Origin of the sequence: Sphingobium herbicidovorans (assembly GCF_002080435.1) — a bacterium.
GTDB classification, from domain to species: domain Bacteria; phylum Pseudomonadota; class Alphaproteobacteria; order Sphingomonadales; family Sphingomonadaceae; genus Sphingobium; species Sphingobium herbicidovorans.
In genome coordinates this window covers 210707-231571 of the sequence record NZ_CP020540.1, presented here as the reverse complement: position 1 = coordinate 231571, position 20865 = coordinate 210707, and the positions used below count along the sequence as shown (strand labels likewise).

The window sequence follows — 20865 nt, the reverse complement described above, 5'->3', positions numbered from 1 at the left end:
ACGATTTCTCGGACATAAGCGGAACATGGGCTACGCTACACGCTTCAACCGCGCCATTGGCTCGTTGAGTGGGTGGAATTCACCTGCTGGAAGTCGCCTGGCCTGCTCCCAGAGGTAATCGCCGGTCAGACTGATGTGCGCCCAGCCCATCGGAGAAAGGTGCGCAAGCAGTGCCGCATCGAACGTCGTGCCGACAGCGTTGAGGTGCTGGGCGGCCCGGTCGAGATAGACCGTGTTCCAGTAGGAAATCGCCGCAATCAGCAGGTTCAGCCCAGATGCGCGAAATTCCTGATTTTCCAGCGAGCGATCGGTGAACCGACCCTGCCGGTTGGTATAGATGGCGGCGGCAAGCGTGTGCCTCGCCTCGCCTTTGTTGAGACCGGCCTGACAGGCACGTCGCAGTTCCGGTTGTTCAAGCCAATCGAGCGTGAACAAAGTGCGCTCGATACGGCCCAGTTCAGCCAATGCAAAATCCAGCCTGTTCTGGCGTTTGTAGGCGGCAAGTTTTCGCAAGATTACTGACGGCGCCACCGTGCCATCCTTGATTGAGGCGACAATCCTGACGATGTCATCCCAATCGGCCTCGATCGCTGCCGTTTTGATGGTGCGGCCCATCAGATTTTCGATGCCCTTGTATGTCGATGGCGCAGCGATCGAACCCAGCTTGCGGTCGCCAATATCGCGCAGCCGTGGCGCGAAGCGGAACCCGAGTAGGTGGCAGAGTGCGAAAACATGATCGGTGGCGCCGCCGGTATCGGTATAGTGCTCATGCAACGGAAGGTTGCCGGCGCCCAGGACAAGCCCGTCGAGCACGTAAGGCGCTTCACCTGCCGTCGCGGACATGATCCGTGATCCGAATGATGCGAAGTGATCGGAAAGGTGAGAATAGATTTTCACGCCAGGTTCGGCGCCATATTTGGCATTGACGTCCGCCGCCCCTGAACGGCTCCGCCCCGACCGGAAGAACTGGCCATCGGACGACGAACTGGTGCCAGCGCCCCAATGCCGCGCGAAGGGTAATTCGTGATGGGCTGAGATGATCATGGCCAGCGCGGCCTGATAGTTCTCGGGTGAAAGATACCAGTTGTGGGTCCATGCGAGTTGGGCATAGCTGACGCCTTCGCTGGCATTGGCCATCCGCTCCAGCCCGAGGTTGGTGCCATCAGCCAGAATTGCGGCGAGTACCGTGCTGGGGTTGTCGTGCTCCTTGCCTGAGCGCAGGTCACGGAATGCGTTCAAAAAACCAGTGCGTTCGGCGACTTCAAGCAGCAGCTCGGTGATGCGCACGCGGGGAAGCAGGGTATCGAGCTTGCGATCGAGGGCTTCAGCTTCCGGTGGGGTGACAGGCGGCATTTGCTGAAGCTTGAGCCGGTCTCGTTCGAGCGACACTCCCTCAAGCTTGTTTGTTTTCAACTGCTTGGCAAATCGGCGCAGCCGCCAGTCAAGATTTCGTGCCCGGTCAGCGAGGTAGGATGCAGCATTTGAATCGAACGGAAGCACATCCGCCACTTTGGCGGCGTCGCGCCGACCCAGCAAATAGGCATCGAAGCGCTGATAGTTGCGGGTTCCCTCGATCCATACATCACCGGCGCGCAAACGATCACGCAAGGTTGCCATGATCGCAATTTCATAACGTCGGCGGTCGATACGGCCGCTTTCGGTGATGAGACGCTTCCACTGCCGATTGGGGAATGGCAGTGGAACGCCATCGGGAAGGTCGCGCGACTTTCGTGTGTTCGCATCGCGAATGACATCGATGGCTTTGATCAGTGCCGTCCCTGTTCCAGACGCCTTGAAGGTGAAGGCGTCCAGAAATGCCGGGCTGAAACGCCGTAGCGTGGCGTAACGCTCGGTTGCCGTTACCAGTGCGTCCTCGCCGGCAAGATCAGCAAGGGCATCTACTTGGGCCTTTGCCGCAACAAGCCGGTGCCAGCCCACCGCTTCGTCAATCAATTCGAGCGGATCGCCGCCATTCTGGACAGCCTCATCAAGTGCTGTAATCGTGGCGCCAAACAGCCGCATGAGTTGCCCCACCGACTGAATACTATCTTGGTAGCGACGCTCGCGCCCACGCCGCGCGCGCGTGAACATGCCGCCGATAAGTCGGTCAAACATTTGGATCGCGGCATCGGCAAGTCTGGCCTCAAGGTCGATCACTGCGGCCGTCAACGTCGCCCGCCTGCGATTGACGCTGTAATCCGAAAGCAGGAATGCCGGTGCCACGCCGCCCTCGCGGACAAATTGGGCAAAGCGGAATTCCGGAATGGCGCCCCCAACTACCGGGTGGATACCTATGCCGCGAACATAGCGCAGGCGCTCAAGCAAGCCATTGATATTGGCCGCAGTCGGGGCTTCTTCGAAATTACGCAACCACGCCAGCGGTGTCATGCCGAAATCCGGGTTGTTGATTACGAGTTCGTCTAGCCGTGTCAGTTCAGCAGAGCTGAGGCCTTCGACGATTGCGGCTGCGGCAGCTTTGCGTGCGCGTGCCCGGCCAGCAAGACCGGCGCGTTCCAGTGTGTCGCCTGACGGAAGAATGAACCGCTCACCCTTCAGGCCAACCATGAGGGCGCGAACAATCGGTTCACCTCTGTCTGTATACTCGGCGGCTTGCGCGGCAAGATTCAGGGCAAGTGCCAGGTCGCCGCGTCGAAACGGGCGTATGCCAAGATAACGCGCCACGAGATCGGCATGATCGGTACGGGTTTGCGCGCGCTGACCATATGCAGAGAAGGAGGAAGGATCGACGAATAACTGTGCCGCGAGGTACTGAAGAATGACGTCGGGAAGCCCGATCTCGGGTTGCAGACCAAAGCCGGGATGTCGCATCAAAGCGATTTGTGCAGCCAGACCGAGGCGATTTGCTGGACCATAGCGGCGCCCAACCAATTCAACATCTTCCGCAGAAAGGGTATAATGCCCAATGATCGCGGTTTCTTGGACAGGAGGATCGAACAGGCGCCGGCGCTCGTCTCCGGTCAGAAGTCGGCGTCGTGCCATTTTGCTCTCCCGCTGAGGCGAATAACAAAATTGACACCAAAGCGGCTTGCACTGGAGGGAGGCCATTCGTTGCCGGTTGATCCCCGAGCAATCACCCGGCGCAGCAAGACAGTTTGGCGACATCCTTATCAAACGTTTGGGCCGCCAGTTTGAGGCCTTCCACAGTGGTCAGGTAAGGAAATATCGTTGCACCCAATTCCAGGGTGGTCATGCCGTGTTTGATCGCCAGCACCAGTGTCTGGATCGAATCCGCGCCTTCGGGTGCCATGATCTGGCCGCCCAGCAAACGGTCGTTCGCCTTGTCGGCAATCAGTTTGATGAGACCCCGCGTATCGCGTGCTGCCAGTGCCCTTGGCACAGCATCGAGCGGGAGCAGCGAAACCTTGATGTCCAGGCCTTGCGCCCGTGCTGTCGTTTCAGTGAGGCCGGCGCTGGCGACTTGCGGGTCGGTGAAGACGACGGATGGCATGGAGGAATTGTCGTAGCGGTATTGGTTGCCCGTCACCGCGTTGCGCGCGGCCAGTTTTGCGCCATAGGCGGCCATGTAGACGAACTGGTCCCGTCCCGTTACATCGCCCGCCGCGTAAATGCCTGGAACCGACGTTTCGAGGTGGTCATCGACGACGATTCCACCATTACGGGCAAGCACTATGCCGCGCTCCTCCAGCCCAAGCCCGTCGCTATTGGGTCGGCGTCCGGTGGCGATGAGCACCTGTTCCGCCGCGACGGTGTCACAATGCCCCTCGCAGGTCAATTCGACCCCGCTCTGTGTTTGGGCGATACGCTGATAGCCGACACCTGCGCAAACCCGCACGCCCTCGGCTTCCAAATAGTTTTTCAGCGCGGCACTCACTTCCGGGTCCATTTCGGGGAGCAGGCGGCTTCGGCAGCAGATGGTGACATCAACGCCCAGACGCGAAAACATCTGTCCCAGTTCTACCCCGATCACCCCGCCACCGATCACCAGCAGCGATTTGGGCAAGCGATCCAGCGCCAGCGCCGATGTGCTGGTTAGGTAGGGCACGCTGTCCATCCCCGGAATCGGCGGCACGGCGGCGTGCGCACCCATCACCAATATGACCTTGCCGACCTTCATGGGCGCATCGCCGACAATCAGCGCACCATCGGCAAAGCGTGCCTTGCCCTCGATATAGCTCACACCGTCATAGGCGGGCAGCAGATCGACATATTTTTTTTGGCGCAGCGTCGTGACAAGATCGTCCTTCGACGCCGCCAATACGGACCAGTCATCCATCTGGACAGCGCCCCCAAGGCCGGGAAAGCGCGCGGCGGCAAGCCCACCATGCACCGCTTCGGCGGCGCGGATCAGCGTCTTGGAAGGAACGCAGCCAACATTGACACAGGTGCCGCCAATCGTGCCGTGACCGACGAGCGCCACTTTCGCGCCCAGATCGGCAGCGGCGATCGCGGCGGAGAACCCGGCAGAACCCGCGCCGATGACGGCCACGTCAAATCCTTCCTGCCCGGGGCGGTTGCAACAGTCGTTCATTGCTTATCGCTTTCTTGAGGCGCTGGCGGCGCCCCGCTCAGTTTTGAATAGCGCGCGCCGGATAACCCGCGTTGGTTGATGCAGCGGCAATCGCAGCAGCATTGGTGCGGCGCGGGTTATAGGTTGCGCGCGCGGTCTTGGCTGCGAAATCGACCGTGACCGCCGTTACCCCGGCGACGCCTTCCATCGCCTTCTTCACGGTGATCGGGCAGGTGGCGCAGGTCATGTTCTCTATGGCAAAGGTGGTTTGCTTCTGAGCGGTTGCGGTAGCCGCGGGGCGATCTTGCGCCGTGCCACTAACTGCATAGGCGACCCCGCCGCCAGCCATAGCCAGCACGGCCATAGCGATACATACTGTCTTTTTCATGGGTATTTCCTTTCAATAGAACCAGGGTGCCCACCAGTCGATGGTGAGCGCCAGGATGGCGACGGCAAGGCCCAGCCACAGCACCGCCTTGGTGGTCCAAGCCGATTGTGGACGAGCGCAGTAGGAACCGTCTTCACAGGGCGGTTTCGGCTTGAAATAGACATGCCAGAAGCCGTAGCCGAGCAGCGCGAGCGTTACGCCTGCGACATAGGGCTTGTAAGGTTCGAGCGCCGTCAGGTTGGCGATCCACGCGCCGGAAATTCCGAGCATAACCAACAGTAGCGGGACGACGCAGCAAGCCGAGGCGAGCCCCGCGCCGATCAATGCGCCCGCCGCAACCCAGTTTGCCTGCTTCGGCTCGTGGTTTTCGGTGAGGGCTGGCTGTCCCGCTTCCGGCGTTGAGACCATGGCTTGAATCCCTTGTTCCAACTGAGTGATTCGCAGTGTAGGCTCTGTAGCCACTACAGACTCAAGAGGTATTTTCATGGAGCAACAGGTCGGCATCTTGCGTGCCCAGCTTGCCCGGAAAACAGGCTGCAATCTCGAAACCATCCGCTATTACGAGAAGGTGGGATTGCTGCCGGGGCCGCCTCGCAGTTCCAACGGCTACCGCGTCTATTCGCCGGAACTGGTGCAAAGGTTGCAGTTCATCCTGCGCGCGCGCGACCTTGGCTATGCAATGGATGAGATACGGTCATTGTTGTCGCTCACCGATACCGGTGCACAAACCTGCGCGGAGGTTATGGCGAGAACCGAACTCCACCTTGAAGATGTCCGCCGCCGCATTGCAGATTTGCAGAAGATAGAGGTGACGCTGGCGACCACGTTAGCCAGATGCACTGGAGATGACGTTGCCGAATGTCCCATCCTGGAAGCACTCCAGTTTTTACCCCATCAAGGCAATTGACGCCATCTTTGAGGGATTTGATTTTGTGATGTCAGCTTGGAGTATGCCCTAACCTGACGTCAGGACAGCCTACCCAGAAACGTCCGGATAGACTCCATCGCTTAATTTATTGACACAAGCTGCGCGAGGCCATAGATTTCTTCCTGACACTTTTCTATTTGGAGGCATCTTGCAAGGCCAACGTATCGGCTACGTCCGGGTCAGCAGCTTCGACCAAAACCCGGTGCGGCAACTGGAGCAGGTCGAAGTCGGAAAGGTGTTCACCGACAAGGCGTCGGGCAAGGACACCCAGCGCCCCGAGCTTGACTCACTGCTGGCCTTCGTGCGCGAAGGCGATACGGTAGTGGTGCACAGCATGGATCGCTTGGCCCGCAACCTCGATGACCTGCGCCGCCTTGTGCAAAAGCTGACCAGGCGCGGTGTGCGCATCGAGTTCGTCAAGGAATGCCTGACCTTCACTGGCGAGGACTCACCGATGGCGAACTTGATGTTGTCGGTTATGGGTGCGTTCGCCGAATTCGAGCGGGCGTTGATCCGTGAGCGACAGAAAGAAGGTATTGCGCTCGCCAAACAGCGCGGAGCTTACAGGGGCCGCAAAAAAGCGCTTTCGCCCGACCGCGCGGCTGAACTTCTGCAACGCGTCAAAGCCGGCGAGCAAAAGGCAAAGCTGGCCCGTGAATTTGGCATCAGCCGAGAAACGCTGTACCAGTACCTGCGCGAGATTGGAGCTTAACGTGCTTTATTTTCCGTTTTCTGAGACGACCCCTATAAAGAACGGTCAAATCTGCTTATGTGATAACTGCAATTATCACATGTTCATTTACGGACCCTCCGAGCAGTTGTGCAGTGTTTTGGCATTCACTACACATTCGGCATGGAGCGCTTCCATCCCCTCGCCGCCGACACCGACGCTCCGCCCGAGGCGCTTGGCCAGGCGCAGGCGGAATGCGCGCTCGCGCTCGGCCGCCTCGACGGGCTCCTCACCGGCCTCACCGATACCGAAAAGCGGCTGTTCTGCGTAGGGCTGCTGCGCGAGGTGCTCCTCTCGGCCTTGGCGCAGGCGGGATTTGCTGACGCCGAACACCGGTTCAACGCCTGGTTCGCCGGGCTCGATCGCGCCCCCCAAGAGACGCCCCTCACCGCCTGCTCCGCCTATGCCGTGGTCCGCGCCCTGCTGGGCGAACTCAGCCATCATCCGTGGGAACCGCTTGCCGACGCCGCGCAGACCATCGCTCTGGCCGCTCGCTTCGGGGCCGACCGCCCGATGCAAGCCGAAGATGCGCTGGCGGAGGAGGCGATCGGCAGAGCGCTCACGCTGGTGAAACAGGCCGGCGCGGATGACGAGATTCCCCTGCCCTTCGCGGGTCTGGGCCACCTGTACGCGCTGCTGCGCGCCGATCCGCTGTTCGCGCTGCTGGAGCGCACCGTGCACATCCGTTCGCTTGGGAACCGCGCGGTGGCGATCGAGCAGGCCGCCCCGCGCACACCGCTCTGGGCGGTCGATGCCTCGCTGGGGCGGCTGCTGACCGCGTGCGGCGCGTGGCAGCTTGCCCTCCCCTGCCCCGGCGCGGTGACCGCCGAAACGCTTCAGCCGCAGCTCTGGCCTGGCGAACGCGCCATTGTCTCAGCGCGAACTCTCCACGCCAGCGCTACCCGGCTTGCAGAGCTGGTCGCGAAAGCGCGACGGCGCGCGGCGCTGATGCGCGAGCAGCTGGGGCACCTGCGCTCGAGCGCGCGGGCACCGCAGGTGTGGATCCTGCTCGCTGGTTTTGCGCCGCTCGGGCTCGATCAGATGACCTCGGCGTTCGGGATCAGCCGGCGCGGCACCTATGCGATCGGCGACGCGCTAGTCACAGCGGGCCTCGCGCGGCGCGCGAGCATCAAGGGCAAGGTTCTGCTGGTCGCCGAAGCTCCGCGAAGGGATCGGTTGTCGGCACCCCTGGACCACGCTCTCGCGCTCCCCCATCCGGCCCTCGCCGAGTTCGACGCGGCGATGGGCGAGATCGACCGGTTGCTCGCCGGCAGTTCTGGCCATCCCTGACGCGGCCTCGCGCGCATTAGGCGTGTATGAAAACTGATCTCCTCTTGACGTTATGTACAGATATCATACATAGACAGAGAAAGAAGGAGATGGCCAATGGCCACAGCTGCCCATTCCGGCGTCCCCGCCAAAGCGCCTAGCCGCAAGGATCTGAGCGGTCCGGCGCTGCGCACCTTTTTCCGCATTGCCGACGCCTGGGGCCTTAAGGAAGCCGAGCAGATGAAGCTTCTCGGGCTCGAAAGCCGCTCGACCTTCCAGACCTGGAAGCGCGGCGCCGTCGCGGCGATTCCCAAGGATGCGCTGGAGCGCATCTCCTATGTCATGGGGATCTACAAGGGGCTGAAGATGCTCCTGCCCCGTACCGCCAACGAATGGGTACGCAAACCCAATGAGGCGCCGCTGTTCGCCGGACGCCCGGCGATCGAGCGGATGGCCTCGGGCAATGTCGCCGATCTCTACGTGGTGCGCCAATATATCGACGCGCAGCGCGGCTGATGGATGCTATTGCGACGACGCAAGTGCGGTGGCAACCGTGCTATCGGATCGTCGCAAGCCGGTTCCCGCCCATATCGCTGTTTGAAGACGTAGCGGATCCGGCCGATTTAGAAGCGGTCTATGCGATCGAGGCGATGACCAACGACCGGCTTCGCGACGAGGTCGGGGACCTCGCGCTCGTCCCATCGGAGGACCGCGTATCGGGACCCGGGACATCGGCAATCATGGCAGCCTTCACCCACCTCAATCCAGATGGCAGCCGATTCTGTGACGGCAGTTTCGGGTTGTTCTATGCTGCCAACACCATCGAGACTGCGGTTGCCGAGACGAGCCATCACCGAACCCGCTTCATGGCGTACACCCACGAACCGGCGCAGGAACTCGACATGCGCGTCTACGCGGTCGACTTGGACGCCATGCTCCACGATATTCGCGGCCTGCGGGATGAACGCCCTGCCCTCTATGCCCCGGACAGCTATGCCGCCGGTCAGGCGCTTGGCCGACACCTGCGTGAGCAAGGTTCGGATGGCATCGTATACCAAAGCGTGCGCGACACCGACGGCGAGTGCGCCGCGGTGTTCCGCCCTCGCCTACTCGCAAACTGCCGACAGGAGCGGCACCTGTGCTACGTTTGGGATGGCCGGGCGATTGTCACCGTCTACGAGAAGAAGACATTCACCTAAAGGTCCTGCGGACAAGCTAGCCTTTCGGCATCGAGTGACGCCTGTCAGGAATAGACCCCGGCAGCCATACGATCGAGATCTTCCATGACGATATCGATATCGCCATTCGCAACCAATTCCGCAGCCGTTTTCCCAACTCCAGAAAGGGGTTGATGCTTGAACCAGATAACCGCCTTGCCTTCTTCGCCTGCAAGTTCTGCCGCTCGCGTTATAACTCGGGCTATTTCCTCCAGTTTAATCTGCACGGTCGGGGCGGAGGGATACAGAGTCATGGCCTTACGATCCAGGCGAGCAACGCGAGCCAAATGCGCCATGGAGAAGCGCAGGCGCTCCGCCAGACGACGGGGCGCGATGATCTCATTCTCGCGAATGTCATCCTGGAAGGCCGCAGTCATTGGGCAGTCCATATTTAACATGTGAAGACAAAACTCTCACATCTCAGAACCGCTGAAGATTGTCCTAGCTCCAATGCTGATCGAGCAGGGCTTTCAACGCGGCCTCCGCTTCAGCCCGCGTACCACCGGCATGCGGAAGCAGGATTAGCTTGAGACCCTTGCGATCCACCGCCTCCACTTTCAGCAGCGGTTTTCCCCCTTCGGACACGATCGTTTCCGGCTTTCCTGACTTCTTGGGGGAACCTGACCTCTTGGGGGGATCGGCGGCCAGAGCGAGCGCGCGGATGACCTCAGGAACCGGCATCGGCATCCCGCGATTGGCCTGCGCCTCCGCGAGCCGCGTCGCCTCAGTAAATACACGCTGACGCCGGTCCTCCGGTTTCAGAAGCGGTTTGATCGCCGTGACATGCTTGATCCTCAGATCCTGCGGGAGGGCGAAGGCCGCCATCAGTTCCGCCGGCAGCCGAGCAAGGTCGAGATAACGGCTAAGCCAGCTTTCCGTCACATTGATTCGCTCGGCCATGACCTTCTGGCGCCCCTCGTAATAGGCGTCGAGGGCGCGCAAATAGTCGCGCGCCCGTTCCAGGTCAGTAAGATCATCGCGCGCCCGGTTTTCCAGGTCCGCAAGCCGGAACGCCTCCTCGTCGGTAAGGCTACGGATATCGACGAGGAAGCGGAAATCCGGATAGTTATGGGCACGAAGCCAGCTGATCGTCCAATGCCTGCGCGCGCCGCAGATCACCTCGAAATCGACAGCAGGATCGTCCTTCACCCGCCGGACGATGGCAGGCATTTCCTGTTTTCCCTGCGCCTTGATGCTTTCGATGAGATCGGCGCACCGCTCCTCGTTAAGCAGCGCATATTCGCGGTTGTGGCCGACCCACATCCGGCAACGTGCCGGATCAACGAGTTCATGGGTGCGTGAGACGACACTGCCCGTCGCCAATTCGGCGAGCCGGCTTTCTCGACCCGCCAGGACGCTCGCACCGATGCCAGGGCGCCGCGCCGCTGGGGCTTGCGCCCCTGGGTCGATTCCGGCGACCAGATCAGCCGCGAAGTTGGCGTTTTTCTTGCTCATCATCCACCCCTTCTACCCGGAATTGCACCGGTGCAATTTTGCTCGCATCAGGCGAGGCCCTCCTTGCGCAAGCGCGCCAGATGGCTGGGCCACATCGACCGGATGTCGACCTCGATTTCACTGTTCACGCCGTCGAGATAGGCGAGGCAGCGGTTGCGCACCGCCGAACTGGTGACAGGTCCGTCAAGCTCATAGACCGTCATCAGCCGCGCCGTCGCATTGTCGATTTCCGCCGAATCCTTGAGCGGTGTGCGCACGATCGCGTGGCCGAAAAGGGTCCGCATCAAGTTCAGCAATTCCTTCTGCATCGACTTGTTCTCGTCGACCTTGGAGGCCACGAAGCGCAGAAACTGCAGCGACGGGGCCAAGCCGCGATCAGCCAGGGTCTCGATGGTCTCGTCGAGCATGGCGAGGAAGGCTGCAGTCGACGAGAAGTCCATCACCGTCGGCGGCACTGGCACGACCAGTGCATTGGCCGCACGCAGCACCGAAAGCGAGATCGCACCGAGCGCAGGCGGCGGATCGAGAACGACGACATCGAACCGATCGGCAATGCTCGCAATGCCTTGCGCCATGCGGTCGATCAGGTTCCCCTGCCCCCGCGCCATGCGCGCCGCGATTTCATATTCCGACTGGAAGAGCCGCAGATTGGCCGGGACAAGCTCCAGACCGTCGAAGTGGGTCTTGCGCAAGGCATAGTCGAGCGACTCCATGTCGTCGTGCCGCAGGAACGGATAGAGCGTGTCCTCCTCGGTCAGGTCGAGGTCGGGAACATAGCCGAAGAGCGTCGTTGCCGACGCCTGGCTGTCGCAATCTATGAGAGCCACCCGATAGCCCTTGATCGCGAGATATTGAGCCAAGTGCACCGATAGGGTCGATTTCCCGACCCCGCCCTTGAAGTTCTGCACCGCGATGACGCAGCAGGGGTCGGTGGCAGCCCGCCAGGGCCGGGTGCCGAACAATCCCCGCATGTCATTGAGCTGCGCCAAGGTATAACCGACGCGCCGATTATTTTCGGTTCGCGGAGGCGGCGGCAAGCGGCCGTCCTTCTCGGCCTCGCGAATGGCCGCCGCGGTCCGGCCGACCAGTTCGGCCGCTTTACCGATCGGGAAGGTGGGCTCGCGCCGTTCGTCCGCCCGGGCGCTACGCGCAGAGTCGCGGAGCCGCTCGAGAACAGAGCTGGTCCGTTGTGCAAGCGTTGAGACGGACAGCAGATCCTGCGTGCCCTCAATATCGAGTGATGCAGCCAAGATAGGCCCCCTTGCGAAACTGTAGGGGCCATAGCTCAATTTGCACTTTTAGGTCAATGAAAGGCTTATTTTCGCAAGTGAGTAGGCCCGGTCGGCCCAATTGCCTCGAATTGCGTCGCCAGCCTTTCGTGCGCACGCCTACAACCTGACCTCTTGGGGGCTAGCCACCCTGAAATTGCACCGGTGCAATTTCGGCTCAAGGGCGCCCGCGCCGCGCCAGGAAGCTCTCGCAAAAGCCGGTCCAGGACGCGATCAGCTTGGCGCCCTTCAGCTTCGCCAGCCTCTCACCCATCTGCGCGCGATAGGCGTCGGCAATCAGGTCGATGTCCCAACCACCGCCGGCCGAACGGCCAATGGCCGCGAGCGTGTCCGACCCAAATCGGATCGTGCCGTTTGGGAAGGTAACCTCCCCTGCCCCAGTCTTATCCTTTGACACCAAGGCCGCCACCGCCGCCTGCGTGACGGCTTCGACGGCCACAGTCTCGACCTCGTCCTCGCGCCTCGCCTTCCTCCCCGCAGAGTGTCGGGCAATTTCATCCACGGTCGCTATCTGCTCAGGCGCATCCTTTGGCTCAAAACGAAATTCGATCTCGGTGACGGTTCGACCCTGACGGATTTCCCGCCACTCCACACGGAAATGAGCGAGCTGGTCGATTTCGGCCTTCGCCTTTTCGAGAACCTTGCGGCGCAGCTGCGCAAAGTCCTTGTAAACGTCTGGCGCGATGCCGAGCAGCGCACGCAGTGCCGTCATGTCGCCCTTCCATAGCGACTGGCGTCGATGCAACCGCAATGCCCCGATCTCGTACAGCTTTAGCGCATAGGTCGACCGAAAGCCGAGCACCGCCTGCCGGTTCAGGACCGCATAGGTCTCCGATTCCTGAATCAGTTTCCGAGCGTCGGGCGTGAACTCCCACTCGATCCACCCTGCCTCAGCGCCCTCCTCGTCCTCCACTTCTTCGCGCGATGATGAGATCAGAGAAAAGCGCAGCGTCGCCTTCTTGCCGCGCCAGGACTTATCATCGACCGCAAAAAGCGTGCGATGCAGTTCCTCGAGCATATCCGAGATGCGCTCATTGCCCTTGTGGCCGCGGCGAATATCCGCCTTTCGCATCTTGTGCGGGCGGTCCTCCCAGGCATCACCGCCCGCAGTCAAAATCATCAGCGCAAGCAAACGCGAAGCGGTCAGGCTCAGCGACTGGCCTTTGACGAACTTGACCTCAACGATGCTGCCGGGCTTGGCGAACTCGTCGCCGCCCTTGGCCTGCAGGGCGGCAGCCACCCGCATCGCCCGCCCCGGAGAAGCATCATCACCGGCGGGGGAGGGCGTTACAGCGTGGTCTAGGGCTTGTTCGTCATCCATGCCATGAAGTCTGCACCGATTCGTCCGGCGTGGAAGAAAATCTGCCTGACCTGTCCTCTTGCGTCAAGTCAGGGCAGGATAGACGGCGGTTTCGGCCCCCAAGAGGTCAGGATGGAACTTCACCCCGAAACGACAAAACACAAGGAAGTACGCCGAGTCGCGTTTCAAAGCGATCTGACCCTCGCAAACGGCCGCGGGGAGGGCGAAGAACGTCCCTGACGAGCGATATGACGAGCGAATCGCGCCCAACAGAGCCTGGCCCCCATGCGGTCAGGAAAGCCCCAACCGGTCAGGTTGCATCCCCCGATCGGTCAGGAATGAGCCCCCACAAGGGCAGGCAAAATCCCCCGTCCGGTCAGGATAGGCTTGCTCAAGCCCGCAGAAACGCTGGGCTTTCGGCTTCCCGAATCTGAATCCTTTTGAATCGGAAAAGCTTCCGCTGCGAGCAGCGGCGTTTTGATATTTTTATTTTGAGAAAGAGATTGGCGCTGCGCTTGAAGCAAACCTTCAATCCCCCTGCCTGGAGGGATACGCGAAGTTGGCCGTCCACGATAGGCTTCCTCACCAAAGGACGTCACGAATGGAGGGTGCATGATCAACTTCGCCAAGTTCGAGATCATCGGCCGGATCGGCGAAATCGATGCGCGACCGAAAGTCACCCTGCTGTCGGTCTGCGCGAATTACCGCCGCAAGGGTGACGATGACGAATGGCAGGAAGACAGTCACTGGAACCGCGTGAGCGTCTTCAGCGAGGGCCAGCGCAAGCATATCGCCGACCGAGCCCAAGTCGGGGATCTGGTGCGGATTGCCGGGCGGCTCAAGGACAGCTCCTATGAACGCGACGGCGTGACCCATTACACAACCGATCGCATCGTCGAGGAATTCGGTATCCTCGCAGCCAAGGGCATGCCTGGCTGAATTGGCGGAGAGGGGAGGGCGCAACCGGCAGCGGCGCTCCACCACTTTGCAAGGATTAGTTGATGCCCCTAGCTGCTTCCCATCGCGCCAAAGCCATTGTCGAAGCCCTCGGCGGAACGTGGCGCGGGACGTGCGGCGAATGCCGTTGCCCGGCTCATGACGATCATGGCCCCAGCCTGTCAGTGCGCCTGGGCGAACGGGCGATCTTGTTCCACTGCTTTGCTGGCTGCGATACGCGCGACGTTCTGACTGCCCTGCGCCGGCGGAAACTTCACGATGCGGTGCCGCTCACCATGCCGCGCCCGAAGGCGATGGCCGACCATCGCGCTCTCGCGCTTCGGCTATGGAAGGCAAGCCAGCCCATAGCCGGCTCGCCAGCGGCCGATTACCTTGCCGCACGCGGTCTTGCTCCTCCCTATCCGCGTTGTCTGCGCTACAATCCGCGCACCATCGTCGGGGCCGGTGAGCGTCGCCGGTACTTTCCGGCGATGATCGCCGCGGTCGAGAATGATCTGGGAGTTGTCGCCGTCCAGCGGACCTGCCTCGATCTCGCCGACATCCTGCACAAACCCTTGCCAAAACCGAAGATTGCCCTTGGCCTTCTCGGCGACGCGGCCATTCGTCTGGCGCCGGCCGACGAGGAGCTTGGCCTTGCCGAAGGCATCGAGGACGCCCTTTCAGCAATGGCCTGGTTCGGAACGCCGACCTGGGCACTGGGCGGGGTCGAACGCCTTGGGCTTGTCGCCATCCCCGAACGGGTCAAGCGTATCATCGTCTATGGCGATCGCGGTGCCGCCGCTGCCGCCATGCTCAAAAAAGCTCGGCCGCATCTCACAGCCCATGGACGCGAACTGGTGCTCCGCCTCCCGGAACGGCACGCGGACTGGAATGATGCTTGGCGTGTCCGCCGGGCCACCGAGGCGGCCTGAGAGGGGAGGGGGCCTTCAGGCTGATGACCTGGCGCTGATGCCAGGTGTCAGACCCGGAGATACCCCATGGCCACACAACCCCTCGCGCTCACGCTGCCGCTCGATGATCCCGCCCGGACCGCTGCTCAAGGCATAGCCGACCGGCTGTCCGAAGGCCGTTCGGTTGCACGTAACGACCTCCTTGCCGGGATGACCTCCGCCTTCGGTGGCTCGAGCGCGGATGGCTCATGGTCATTGCGCGACGCCTATGATGTGCTCGAACTCGCGCAGATACTCCATCTGAAGAACACAACACTCCCGGCAGATGCGAATGTGCGGCTCGCCCAGCTGATCGCCATGACGGCGGCGCTTCCGACGCACAGCGTGCGTAGCGAAACGCAGGTCGCGTTCCAGCAATTCTCGACACCGGCACCGATCGGCTTCCTTGCCGCCAGGGCAGCCGCGATCACGGCAAGCGATATCGTACTCGAGCCCTCGGCCGGGACCGGGCTCTTGGCCGTACACGGTCATTTTGCCGGCGCTCGCCTTCTCCTCAATGAGATCGATGCCTGGCGCGCGCGTTTGCTGCGTCATGCCCTTCCCGAGGGCACATTGAGCACGCATGACGGCGAATTGATCGACGACATGCTCGATCCGCAACTGGTGCCGAGCGTCGTGCTCATCAACCCGCCCTTCTCGCGGAGCCAGGGACGGGGGCGCGACCGCCACGCTGCGCTTCGCCACCTGCGCTCCGCGCTCTTGCGCCTCGCACCAGGCGGGCGCTGCGCCGTCATTCTTCCCGATCGCATCGAGACAGGGGACGCGGATTGGCTGCACGCCACCGCGGGCGCACATCTCCGGCTGCATCTCGACCTGCCGCCCAATGCCTATACCAAGCACGGCACCGGGCAAGCGGTTCAGCTCATTCTCCTCGAAAAGGGCGGGGCAGGGGATTGCGTCTCACGCCAGACCTGTACGACGTTCGGCGCTGCGCTCGCGGCCGTCGATGCGATGGCGACCCCGTGCGCCCCCACGCCGCAACCGATCTCCCGCCCCAGCGGATTGTTCCGGGGCCTTACGCGGCGGACCCGCCCCGTAAGCTCGCGTGTGGCGGTAACCCTGCCCACGATCCGCGCGGTCGCCTATCACCGTCTCGACGCGCCGGCGCCCGCGGGCGAACCGCAAGGGATTTACCTGCCCTATCGGCCGAGCCGTCTGCTGATTGCCGATGCCCGTGAGCACCCAAGCGCGCTGGTCGAATCGCAGGCAATGGGATCGATTGCCGCACCCTCGGTCGCTTATGAACCCGTGCTGCCGGCCAGGATCTTGGACGACGGCCTGCTCTCGGACGCGCAGCTCGAAACGCTGATCTACGCTGGCGCGGCGTTCGAGCGTGACCTTCCGGGCCGGTTCGTATCTAGCGAGGAGGGGCTTTCGCTGTTGCCGGCAGAGGCCGGCAATGCCTATCGGACGGGCTTTTTCCTTGGCGATGGCACGGGCGCCGGCAAGGGGCGGCAGGTGGCGGGCGTCATCCTCGACCAGTGGTTGCGCGGCAACCGCCGCCACCTCTGGATATCCAAGAGCGAGACGCTGATCGAAGACGCGCGGGGCGACTGGTCGGCGCTTGGCGGCTTGCCGCTCGACATCCAGCATCTCAACCAGTGGAAGCTCGGCACCCCGATCGCGCTGGGCGATGGGATCCTCTTCCTGACCTATGCCACCCTGCGCTCCAACCGCGGTGACAGGGGCACGCGGCTGCGCCAGCTGATCGAATGGATGGGTGAGGATTTCAGCGGCGTCATCGTCTTCGACGAGGCGCATGAGATGGCCGGGGTGGCCGGTGGCGAGGGCCGGTTCGGCGCCACGAAAGGATCCGAACAGGGCATCGCCGGCGTCCGCCTCCAAAATCTCGCTCCGCGCGCCCGGATTCTCTACGCTTCGGCGACGGGCGCCTCGGACGTCAGCAACCTCGCTTATGCGACACGCCTCGGATTGTGGGGACCGCAGACGGCCTTCGCCGACCGGCGGGCCTTCGTGGAATCGCTTCGCCGCGGCGGCATCGCAGCGATGGAGTTGATCGCCCGCGACCTCAAGGCGCAGGGCCTCTATGCCGCGCGGGCGCTCAGCTTCGCCGGCGTCGAATATGACATCCTCGAGCATCGGCTCAGCGAAGAACAGATCGCCGTATACAATGCCTATGCCGATGCCTGGGCGATCTTATGCTTAGCTGCGCATAACACCTGTTATCGCGAGGAAGCGGTAATGCGAAGGAACGCGGCGTAGTCCTGCAAGGCTGCGGAACACTTCGCCGGGTCCTTCACATTATTCTACAGGGTGTCGAGCCACTCCATCAGACTGGCATCTCGCTTCCACGAAGGTGGCACATTGCTCGCCGCCGGTGCGCCCACCTGCTCCAGGGCCTTTCGCTTGGTCTCCAGATTGGCCTGAGCATAGTGATTGGTCGTGTCGAGGCTGACGTGGCCGAGCCAACTGCGGATGACGGTGATATCGACCCCGGCGGCAACGAGGTGGACAGCGGTCGCGTGCCGAAAGCTGTGCGGCGTCACGTGTTTTGACTGGAGGGTCAGCGTCGATTTCGCGGCTTGTTCCACATAGGCGCTGAGCTTGAACCGCACCCCCGAGGCCCCCAGCGGCTCACCGTATCGATTGACGAAGATCCGCTCATCGGGCGCACGCGGTTGTCGCTCCAACAGCTTCCTGAGTAATGCCACGGTTTCTGGCCAAAGCGGGCAGACCCGTTCCTTGCGCCCCTTGCCGTAAAGACGCACGAAGTTCGGCGGTTCGAACCGGATCGCCTCGGTACAGAGGTCAAGCGCCTCCTGGATGCGCGCGCCGCTGTTGTAAAGGAACGAGAGCAGCACATGGTCGCGCATCCCTTCGAGCGTCGATCGGTCGGGCTGGGCGAGGATGGCCTCGACCTCCTCAGGTTCGAGGTAGCACGGCGCGGAAGTGGGCTCCCGCTTCAACGGAACAGCCAAGACCGCTGAGCACTGCGCGATGTATTCCGGATTCTTGTCTGCAACGAAGCTGAAGAAGCTACGGATGGCGGCCAGTCGGCAGTTCCGTGTGCCGATCGTGGTCTTACGGCCATGTTCGGTATGATGGAGGAACGCGCGCACCTCGTCGGCCGAGACGTCGGTGAGCGTCAGCCGCGCTACCCCGCAGCCTTTTCGCTCCGCGACGAACCGAAGCAGCAGCCGCCAGGTGTCGCGATAAGAACGGATTGTATGGATTGACGCGCTGCGCTGCTCGGCCAGCCACTCCTGGAAGAACGCCCGCAACAATGCGGGCAAGGGATTGCCCTTCTTCATGGCCGCGCCTCCATGACGAGGCACGGGGCGCCGAGCGCGCGGAACCGTTCGCTGGCTTCCTGCAACAGATCCTGCGTGACGGTGATGTAGACCAGTGTGGAGTGGAGATCCCGGTGCCCCATGTAGGTCGAGAGGAAGTGCAGTTTTTCCTGCGGGTTAATGCCGGATCGGTACCACTGGAGGATCCGGTTCACCACCATCGAGTGACGAAGATCATGGACCCGCGGCCCGGTCCGCCCCGAAGCGGGCTTGAGCCCGGCACGGCGCATGACGTTGGTAATCATCGTCGTAACCGCCTCGGGCCTGTAGCGGTCATTGAAGTGGGCATGCCAGAACAGCCCCGATTTCGGGTCCTGTGGGCCGCCAGCGCGCCGTCTCGCATCGATGTACGCGCGCAGTTCGACCACGACACTGGCGGATAGCGGCAAGATCCTGGTCTTGTAGAACTTCGTTTCCCGGATCGTGATTGTGCCGGATTGCAGGTCCACGTCGCCGAGATCAAGCCAGGCCAGTTCACTTCGCCTCAGCCCGGCGCAATAGGCCAGCATGATCATGGTGAAGAGCGTCAACGGCCGCAGCGGAGCGTCCGGTGATGGATAAGACCGGGCCACATCGAGCATGCACCGAACGTCAGCTGGCCCGAAGATATGCGGCTGCCTGTGCTCACGTCTGACCTCCCGCTCTGGCCGGATGTTGAAGCGCCTCGGCGGGATGCTCGGATCAAGACGGAACCGCGCCTTGGTCAGGATTCGCGCCACCTTCTGGCATTCTGCCGCGTGATTACGTGTCGGCTTGGCGGCCGCCCAACTCGTCAGCATGGCCTCAAGTGGCTTCTCGGCGAGGTCGGGCCGGGCCTGAAGGAACCGATCGAACCGCATCAGCCAGTGAGCCTGCGCTTCATATTGATATCCCCGGCTACGCATCAGCATGACATGGTCGCGCATGAAGTCGCCCAGAACGCTGCCGAACGGCGCAGGCCGTCGTAACGCAGCCAAGGCCTCATCGGGATTGGGAGAAGCCAGCGCCCGCCAGATCGGCTTGCTTTGCTTGACGTTGTACTGACTGCGCAGGGTGGCGACCGGATTATCAACGATCAGCCCGATTTCGACGAGGTGGTCGAGGAAGCGGTCGACAATGCACACCTGATTGAGCAGCGTCTGCAATCGCCATCGGTTTTCCATTTCCTTCAGCCAGGTCTCGAGCATCCGCCGGTCAACCGCCGGATGACGCCGGGCTACCTCCTCGAAGCTGCGAAGGAACCAGCGATAGGTCGGTACGCTTCCCGGCCGGAACTGCGATTTTGCCAGGAAGGCGTCGACGACGGTGCGATCGGGATCGTGCCAGTCGCTCATGACAGCACTTCCGTTCCAGGCACATCGAGTGCCACGGCGCGGAGATCATCTGTTGCCAGCTTGAGATAGGCGTTGGTGGATTCGGTGGATCGATGCCCGAGCACGTCGCCGATGATCTTTTGCGGTACCGACGCCCGCAGCATTTCCACCGCACGAGCGTGGCGGAAGACATGCGGCCCTCGCTTTCCTGCCGGCTCGACGCCTGCGGCGGCCAACCGGCCTCGGATCATGCCATAAAGGTTGGTGATTGCGGTATAGGGCGCGAGGGACCGGATGAAGATTTCCCGGATCTCGGTCCCGGGACGCCCAAGTCGAAGATAGTCGAGAAGCGCTTCACCAACATGCGCCAACAGCGGCATGTAGGAGTACGCATTGGTCTTGGTGTGACGGATCCGCAGGGATTCCCCGCGCCAGTTCACGTCCTCGAGCCGAAGGCGGCAGATCTCACCTTCGCGCAGGCCATATGTGGCAAGCATTTGCAGTATCGCATAATCGCGTAGTCCGCGCGGCGATTGGTCCTCCTTCGTCGCCCCCAGCACCGCGGCGATTTGGCTCTTGTCCAGCGTTGAGGGCACATCTTCGTAGGCATAGAGCATGGGGCCGATGATGTGCGGCGTGAGATCGGTCGGGATGCGTCCCGTCCGATGCAGATAGCGCACCACCGAGCGGAGGCGCTCAGCGACATCGGCTAATGATTTTCGCCGCAGACCCGGCGCGCGCATATCCATGTAGCGATCGACATCAGTCACGGCCAATGCCTGGAGACTGGCTACGCCACCGCGGTCGAACTGCCATCGCAGGAAGTTTCGCGCCTCCCACATAAGCGCCGCAATGCTCGCGCTTGCCAGTCCGCGCTCATCGCGCAGCCACGTCTCATATTCATTGCAGATTTCGTGTCGATGCTCGGAATCGGGACCGACCATTTCGGCGTCCGGGGGCCATTTGCCTTGGGCGAGCCGAAGGACCTTGGCGATCGCGGAGCGCGGCAACATATGCCAGCGAGGACTGGGAGGTCGCCCGTACTGGGCTTCAAAGTCCTGGATCGCATAGACAAAATACTGATCGACCTGCGCCGGCACGACAGTTTCGACCGGGATATCGCATTCCACCAGATAATCGAGAAAGGCACGACCGTAGAGGCGGTTGTTGGCGATGACCACCGGGTTGTAATTTTGCGCGGTGAGCAGGTTCGAGAGCTTGGCTATCAACTCGTCGTGAAGTTTCAACATGATTGACTCCTCAGCTGGTCCAGAGACCGCCGAGGTTCGC

The 20865-nt window shown here is 62.0% G+C and carries 20 protein-coding genes; 8 read left to right on the top strand and 12 right to left on the bottom strand.

Translation table 11 applies throughout. The features are described 5' to 3' along the window. Positions 1 to 30: 30 nt before the first annotated feature. The 4 genes from B6S01_RS20150 to B6S01_RS20135 all read right to left on the bottom strand — a co-directional run bounded on the left by B6S01_RS20150 (position 31) and on the right by B6S01_RS20135 (position 5285). Positions 31 to 3000 (bottom strand): Tn3 family transposase, encoded by a 2970-nt coding sequence (locus B6S01_RS20150; RefSeq protein WP_014072601.1) that lies wholly within the window; start codon positions 2998 to 3000, stop codon positions 31 to 33. Between the two features lie 91 nt (positions 3001 to 3091). Beyond that, positions 3092 to 4510 (bottom strand): mercury(II) reductase, encoded by a 1419-nt coding sequence (gene merA, locus B6S01_RS20145; protein ID WP_046765853.1) that lies wholly within the window; start codon positions 4508 to 4510, stop codon positions 3092 to 3094. 37 nt (positions 4511 to 4547) lie between these two features. Next, on the bottom strand, positions 4548 to 4877 hold the full coding sequence (locus B6S01_RS20140) for a heavy-metal-associated domain-containing protein (RefSeq protein ID WP_004213249.1): 330 nt from the start codon (positions 4875 to 4877) through the stop codon (positions 4548 to 4550). Between the two features lie 12 nt (positions 4878 to 4889). After that, positions 4890 to 5285, bottom strand: a complete 396-nt coding sequence (locus B6S01_RS20135) for a mercuric transporter MerT family protein (RefSeq protein WP_014072602.1) — start codon at positions 5283 to 5285, stop codon at positions 4890 to 4892. Positions 5286 to 5361: 76 nt separating this feature from the next. On the opposite strand from B6S01_RS20135, the gene B6S01_RS20130 reads away from it, so the two are divergent. The 5 genes from B6S01_RS20130 to B6S01_RS20110 all read left to right on the top strand — a co-directional run bounded on the left by B6S01_RS20130 (position 5362) and on the right by B6S01_RS20110 (position 9003). Then, positions 5362 to 5784: a MerR family transcriptional regulator gene (locus B6S01_RS20130; RefSeq protein WP_014072603.1), complete on the top strand. Its 423-nt coding sequence runs from the start codon at positions 5362 to 5364 to the stop codon at positions 5782 to 5784. Positions 5785 to 5953: 169 nt separating this feature from the next. Next, positions 5954 to 6517 carry a recombinase family protein gene (locus tag B6S01_RS20125; protein ID WP_037465819.1) on the top strand — a complete coding sequence of 188 codons (564 nt, stop codon included), beginning with the start codon at positions 5954 to 5956 and terminating at the stop codon, positions 6515 to 6517. Positions 6518 to 6658: 141 nt separating this feature from the next. Then, positions 6659 to 7825, top strand: coding sequence for a hypothetical protein (locus B6S01_RS20120; protein WP_017183656.1), 1167 nt, complete (start codon positions 6659 to 6661; stop codon positions 7823 to 7825). A gap of 96 nt (positions 7826 to 7921) precedes the next feature. Then, positions 7922 to 8320, top strand: coding sequence for an antitoxin Xre-like helix-turn-helix domain-containing protein (locus B6S01_RS20115; protein ID WP_017183655.1), 399 nt, complete (start codon positions 7922 to 7924; stop codon positions 8318 to 8320). After that, positions 8320 to 9003 carry an RES family NAD+ phosphorylase gene (locus tag B6S01_RS20110; protein ID WP_017183654.1) on the top strand — a complete coding sequence of 228 codons (684 nt, stop codon included), beginning with the start codon at positions 8320 to 8322 and terminating at the stop codon, positions 9001 to 9003. The genes B6S01_RS20115 and B6S01_RS20110 overlap by 1 nt, the downstream gene beginning before the upstream one ends. Positions 9004 to 9047: 44 nt before the next feature. Here B6S01_RS20110 and B6S01_RS20105 read toward each other — a convergent pair whose 3' ends face one another. The 5 genes from B6S01_RS20105 to B6S01_RS21220 form a co-directional block, all read right to left on the bottom strand. Continuing rightward, positions 9048 to 9398, bottom strand: a complete 351-nt coding sequence (locus B6S01_RS20105; RefSeq protein WP_017183653.1) for a hypothetical protein — start codon at positions 9396 to 9398, stop codon at positions 9048 to 9050. Positions 9399 to 9462: 64 nt separating this feature from the next. Beyond that, the gene (locus B6S01_RS20100; protein ID WP_017183652.1) at positions 9463 to 10476 is read right to left on the bottom strand and encodes a ParB/RepB/Spo0J family partition protein; all 1014 of its coding nucleotides are present in this window, start codon (positions 10474 to 10476) and stop codon (positions 9463 to 9465) included. A gap of 47 nt (positions 10477 to 10523) precedes the next feature. Beyond that, the gene (locus B6S01_RS20095) at positions 10524 to 11726 is read right to left on the bottom strand and encodes an AAA family ATPase (RefSeq protein WP_017183651.1); all 1203 of its coding nucleotides are present in this window, start codon (positions 11724 to 11726) and stop codon (positions 10524 to 10526) included. A gap of 196 nt (positions 11727 to 11922) precedes the next feature. Next, positions 11923 to 13011 (bottom strand): replication initiation protein, encoded by a 1089-nt coding sequence (locus B6S01_RS20090; protein WP_017183650.1) that lies wholly within the window; start codon positions 13009 to 13011, stop codon positions 11923 to 11925. A gap of 386 nt (positions 13012 to 13397) precedes the next feature. Next, positions 13398 to 13694: a hypothetical protein gene (locus B6S01_RS21220; protein WP_128830639.1), complete on the bottom strand. Its 297-nt coding sequence runs from the start codon at positions 13692 to 13694 to the stop codon at positions 13398 to 13400. Between B6S01_RS21220 and B6S01_RS20085 the strand changes: the two genes are divergently transcribed. The 3 genes from B6S01_RS20085 to B6S01_RS20075 all read left to right on the top strand — a co-directional run bounded on the left by B6S01_RS20085 (position 13678) and on the right by B6S01_RS20075 (position 17195). Next, a complete protein-coding gene (locus B6S01_RS20085) occupies positions 13678 to 14004 on the top strand; it encodes a single-stranded DNA-binding protein (protein WP_017183648.1) in 327 nt (108 codons plus the stop codon). The two genes, B6S01_RS21220 and B6S01_RS20085, sit on opposite strands and share 17 nt — an antisense overlap. A gap of 62 nt (positions 14005 to 14066) precedes the next feature. Continuing rightward, positions 14067 to 14933: a DUF7146 domain-containing protein gene (locus B6S01_RS20080; protein ID WP_022684358.1), complete on the top strand. Its 867-nt coding sequence runs from the start codon at positions 14067 to 14069 to the stop codon at positions 14931 to 14933. Positions 14934 to 14999: 66 nt separating this feature from the next. Further along, a complete protein-coding gene (locus B6S01_RS20075) occupies positions 15000 to 17195 on the top strand; it encodes a strawberry notch-like NTP hydrolase domain-containing protein (RefSeq protein WP_037465804.1) in 2196 nt (731 codons plus the stop codon). Positions 17196 to 17239: 44 nt separating this feature from the next. Here the strand turns inward: B6S01_RS20075 and B6S01_RS20070 are convergent, their stop codons facing one another. From B6S01_RS20070 to B6S01_RS20060, 3 genes are read right to left on the bottom strand one after another with little or no spacing between them, the layout of a single operon-like run. After that, positions 17240 to 18244, bottom strand: coding sequence for a site-specific integrase (locus B6S01_RS20070; protein WP_037465799.1), 1005 nt, complete (start codon positions 18242 to 18244; stop codon positions 17240 to 17242). Continuing rightward, positions 18241 to 19596 carry a tyrosine-type recombinase/integrase gene (locus tag B6S01_RS20065; protein WP_037465795.1) on the bottom strand — a complete coding sequence of 452 codons (1356 nt, stop codon included), beginning with the start codon at positions 19594 to 19596 and terminating at the stop codon, positions 18241 to 18243. The genes B6S01_RS20070 and B6S01_RS20065 overlap by 4 nt, the downstream gene beginning before the upstream one ends. Next, the gene (locus B6S01_RS20060; RefSeq protein WP_037465793.1) at positions 19593 to 20825 is read right to left on the bottom strand and encodes a site-specific integrase; all 1233 of its coding nucleotides are present in this window, start codon (positions 20823 to 20825) and stop codon (positions 19593 to 19595) included. Before B6S01_RS20060 ends, B6S01_RS20065 begins: the two co-directional genes overlap by 4 nt. Positions 20826 to 20865 lie beyond the last annotated feature (40 nt).

Coding starts and splice junctions, on each gene's coding strand:
- B6S01_RS20110 (WP_017183654.1), top strand. CDS start 8,320: ATGGATGCTATTGCGACGACGCAAGTGCGGTGGCAACCGTGCTATCGG.
- B6S01_RS20100 (WP_017183652.1), bottom strand. CDS start 10,476: ATGAGCAAGAAAAACGCCAACTTCGCGGCTGATCTGGTCGCCGGAATC.
- merA (WP_046765853.1), bottom strand. CDS start 4,510: ATGAACGACTGTTGCAACCGCCCCGGGCAGGAAGGATTTGACGTGGCC.
- B6S01_RS20150 (WP_014072601.1), bottom strand. CDS start 3,000: ATGGCACGACGCCGACTTCTGACCGGAGACGAGCGCCGGCGCCTGTTC.
- B6S01_RS20060 (WP_037465793.1), bottom strand. CDS start 20,825: ATGTTGAAACTTCACGACGAGTTGATAGCCAAGCTCTCGAACCTGCTC.
- B6S01_RS20065 (WP_037465795.1), bottom strand. CDS start 19,596: ATGAGCGACTGGCACGATCCCGATCGCACCGTCGTCGACGCCTTCCTG.
- B6S01_RS20115 (WP_017183655.1), top strand. CDS start 7,922: ATGGCCACAGCTGCCCATTCCGGCGTCCCCGCCAAAGCGCCTAGCCGC.
- B6S01_RS20070 (WP_037465799.1), bottom strand. CDS start 18,244: ATGAAGAAGGGCAATCCCTTGCCCGCATTGTTGCGGGCGTTCTTCCAG.
- B6S01_RS20130 (WP_014072603.1), top strand. CDS start 5,362: ATGGAGCAACAGGTCGGCATCTTGCGTGCCCAGCTTGCCCGGAAAACA.
- B6S01_RS20075 (WP_037465804.1), top strand. CDS start 15,000: ATGGCCACACAACCCCTCGCGCTCACGCTGCCGCTCGATGATCCCGCC.
- B6S01_RS20140 (WP_004213249.1), bottom strand. CDS start 4,877: ATGAAAAAGACAGTATGTATCGCTATGGCCGTGCTGGCTATGGCTGGC.
- B6S01_RS20135 (WP_014072602.1), bottom strand. CDS start 5,285: ATGGTCTCAACGCCGGAAGCGGGACAGCCAGCCCTCACCGAAAACCAC.
- B6S01_RS20120 (WP_017183656.1), top strand. CDS start 6,659: ATGGAGCGCTTCCATCCCCTCGCCGCCGACACCGACGCTCCGCCCGAG.
- B6S01_RS20080 (WP_022684358.1), top strand. CDS start 14,067: ATGCCCCTAGCTGCTTCCCATCGCGCCAAAGCCATTGTCGAAGCCCTC.
- B6S01_RS20085 (WP_017183648.1), top strand. CDS start 13,678: ATGATCAACTTCGCCAAGTTCGAGATCATCGGCCGGATCGGCGAAATC.
- B6S01_RS20090 (WP_017183650.1), bottom strand. CDS start 13,011: ATGCGGGTGGCTGCCGCCCTGCAGGCCAAGGGCGGCGACGAGTTCGCC.
- B6S01_RS20105 (WP_017183653.1), bottom strand. CDS start 9,398: ATGACTGCGGCCTTCCAGGATGACATTCGCGAGAATGAGATCATCGCG.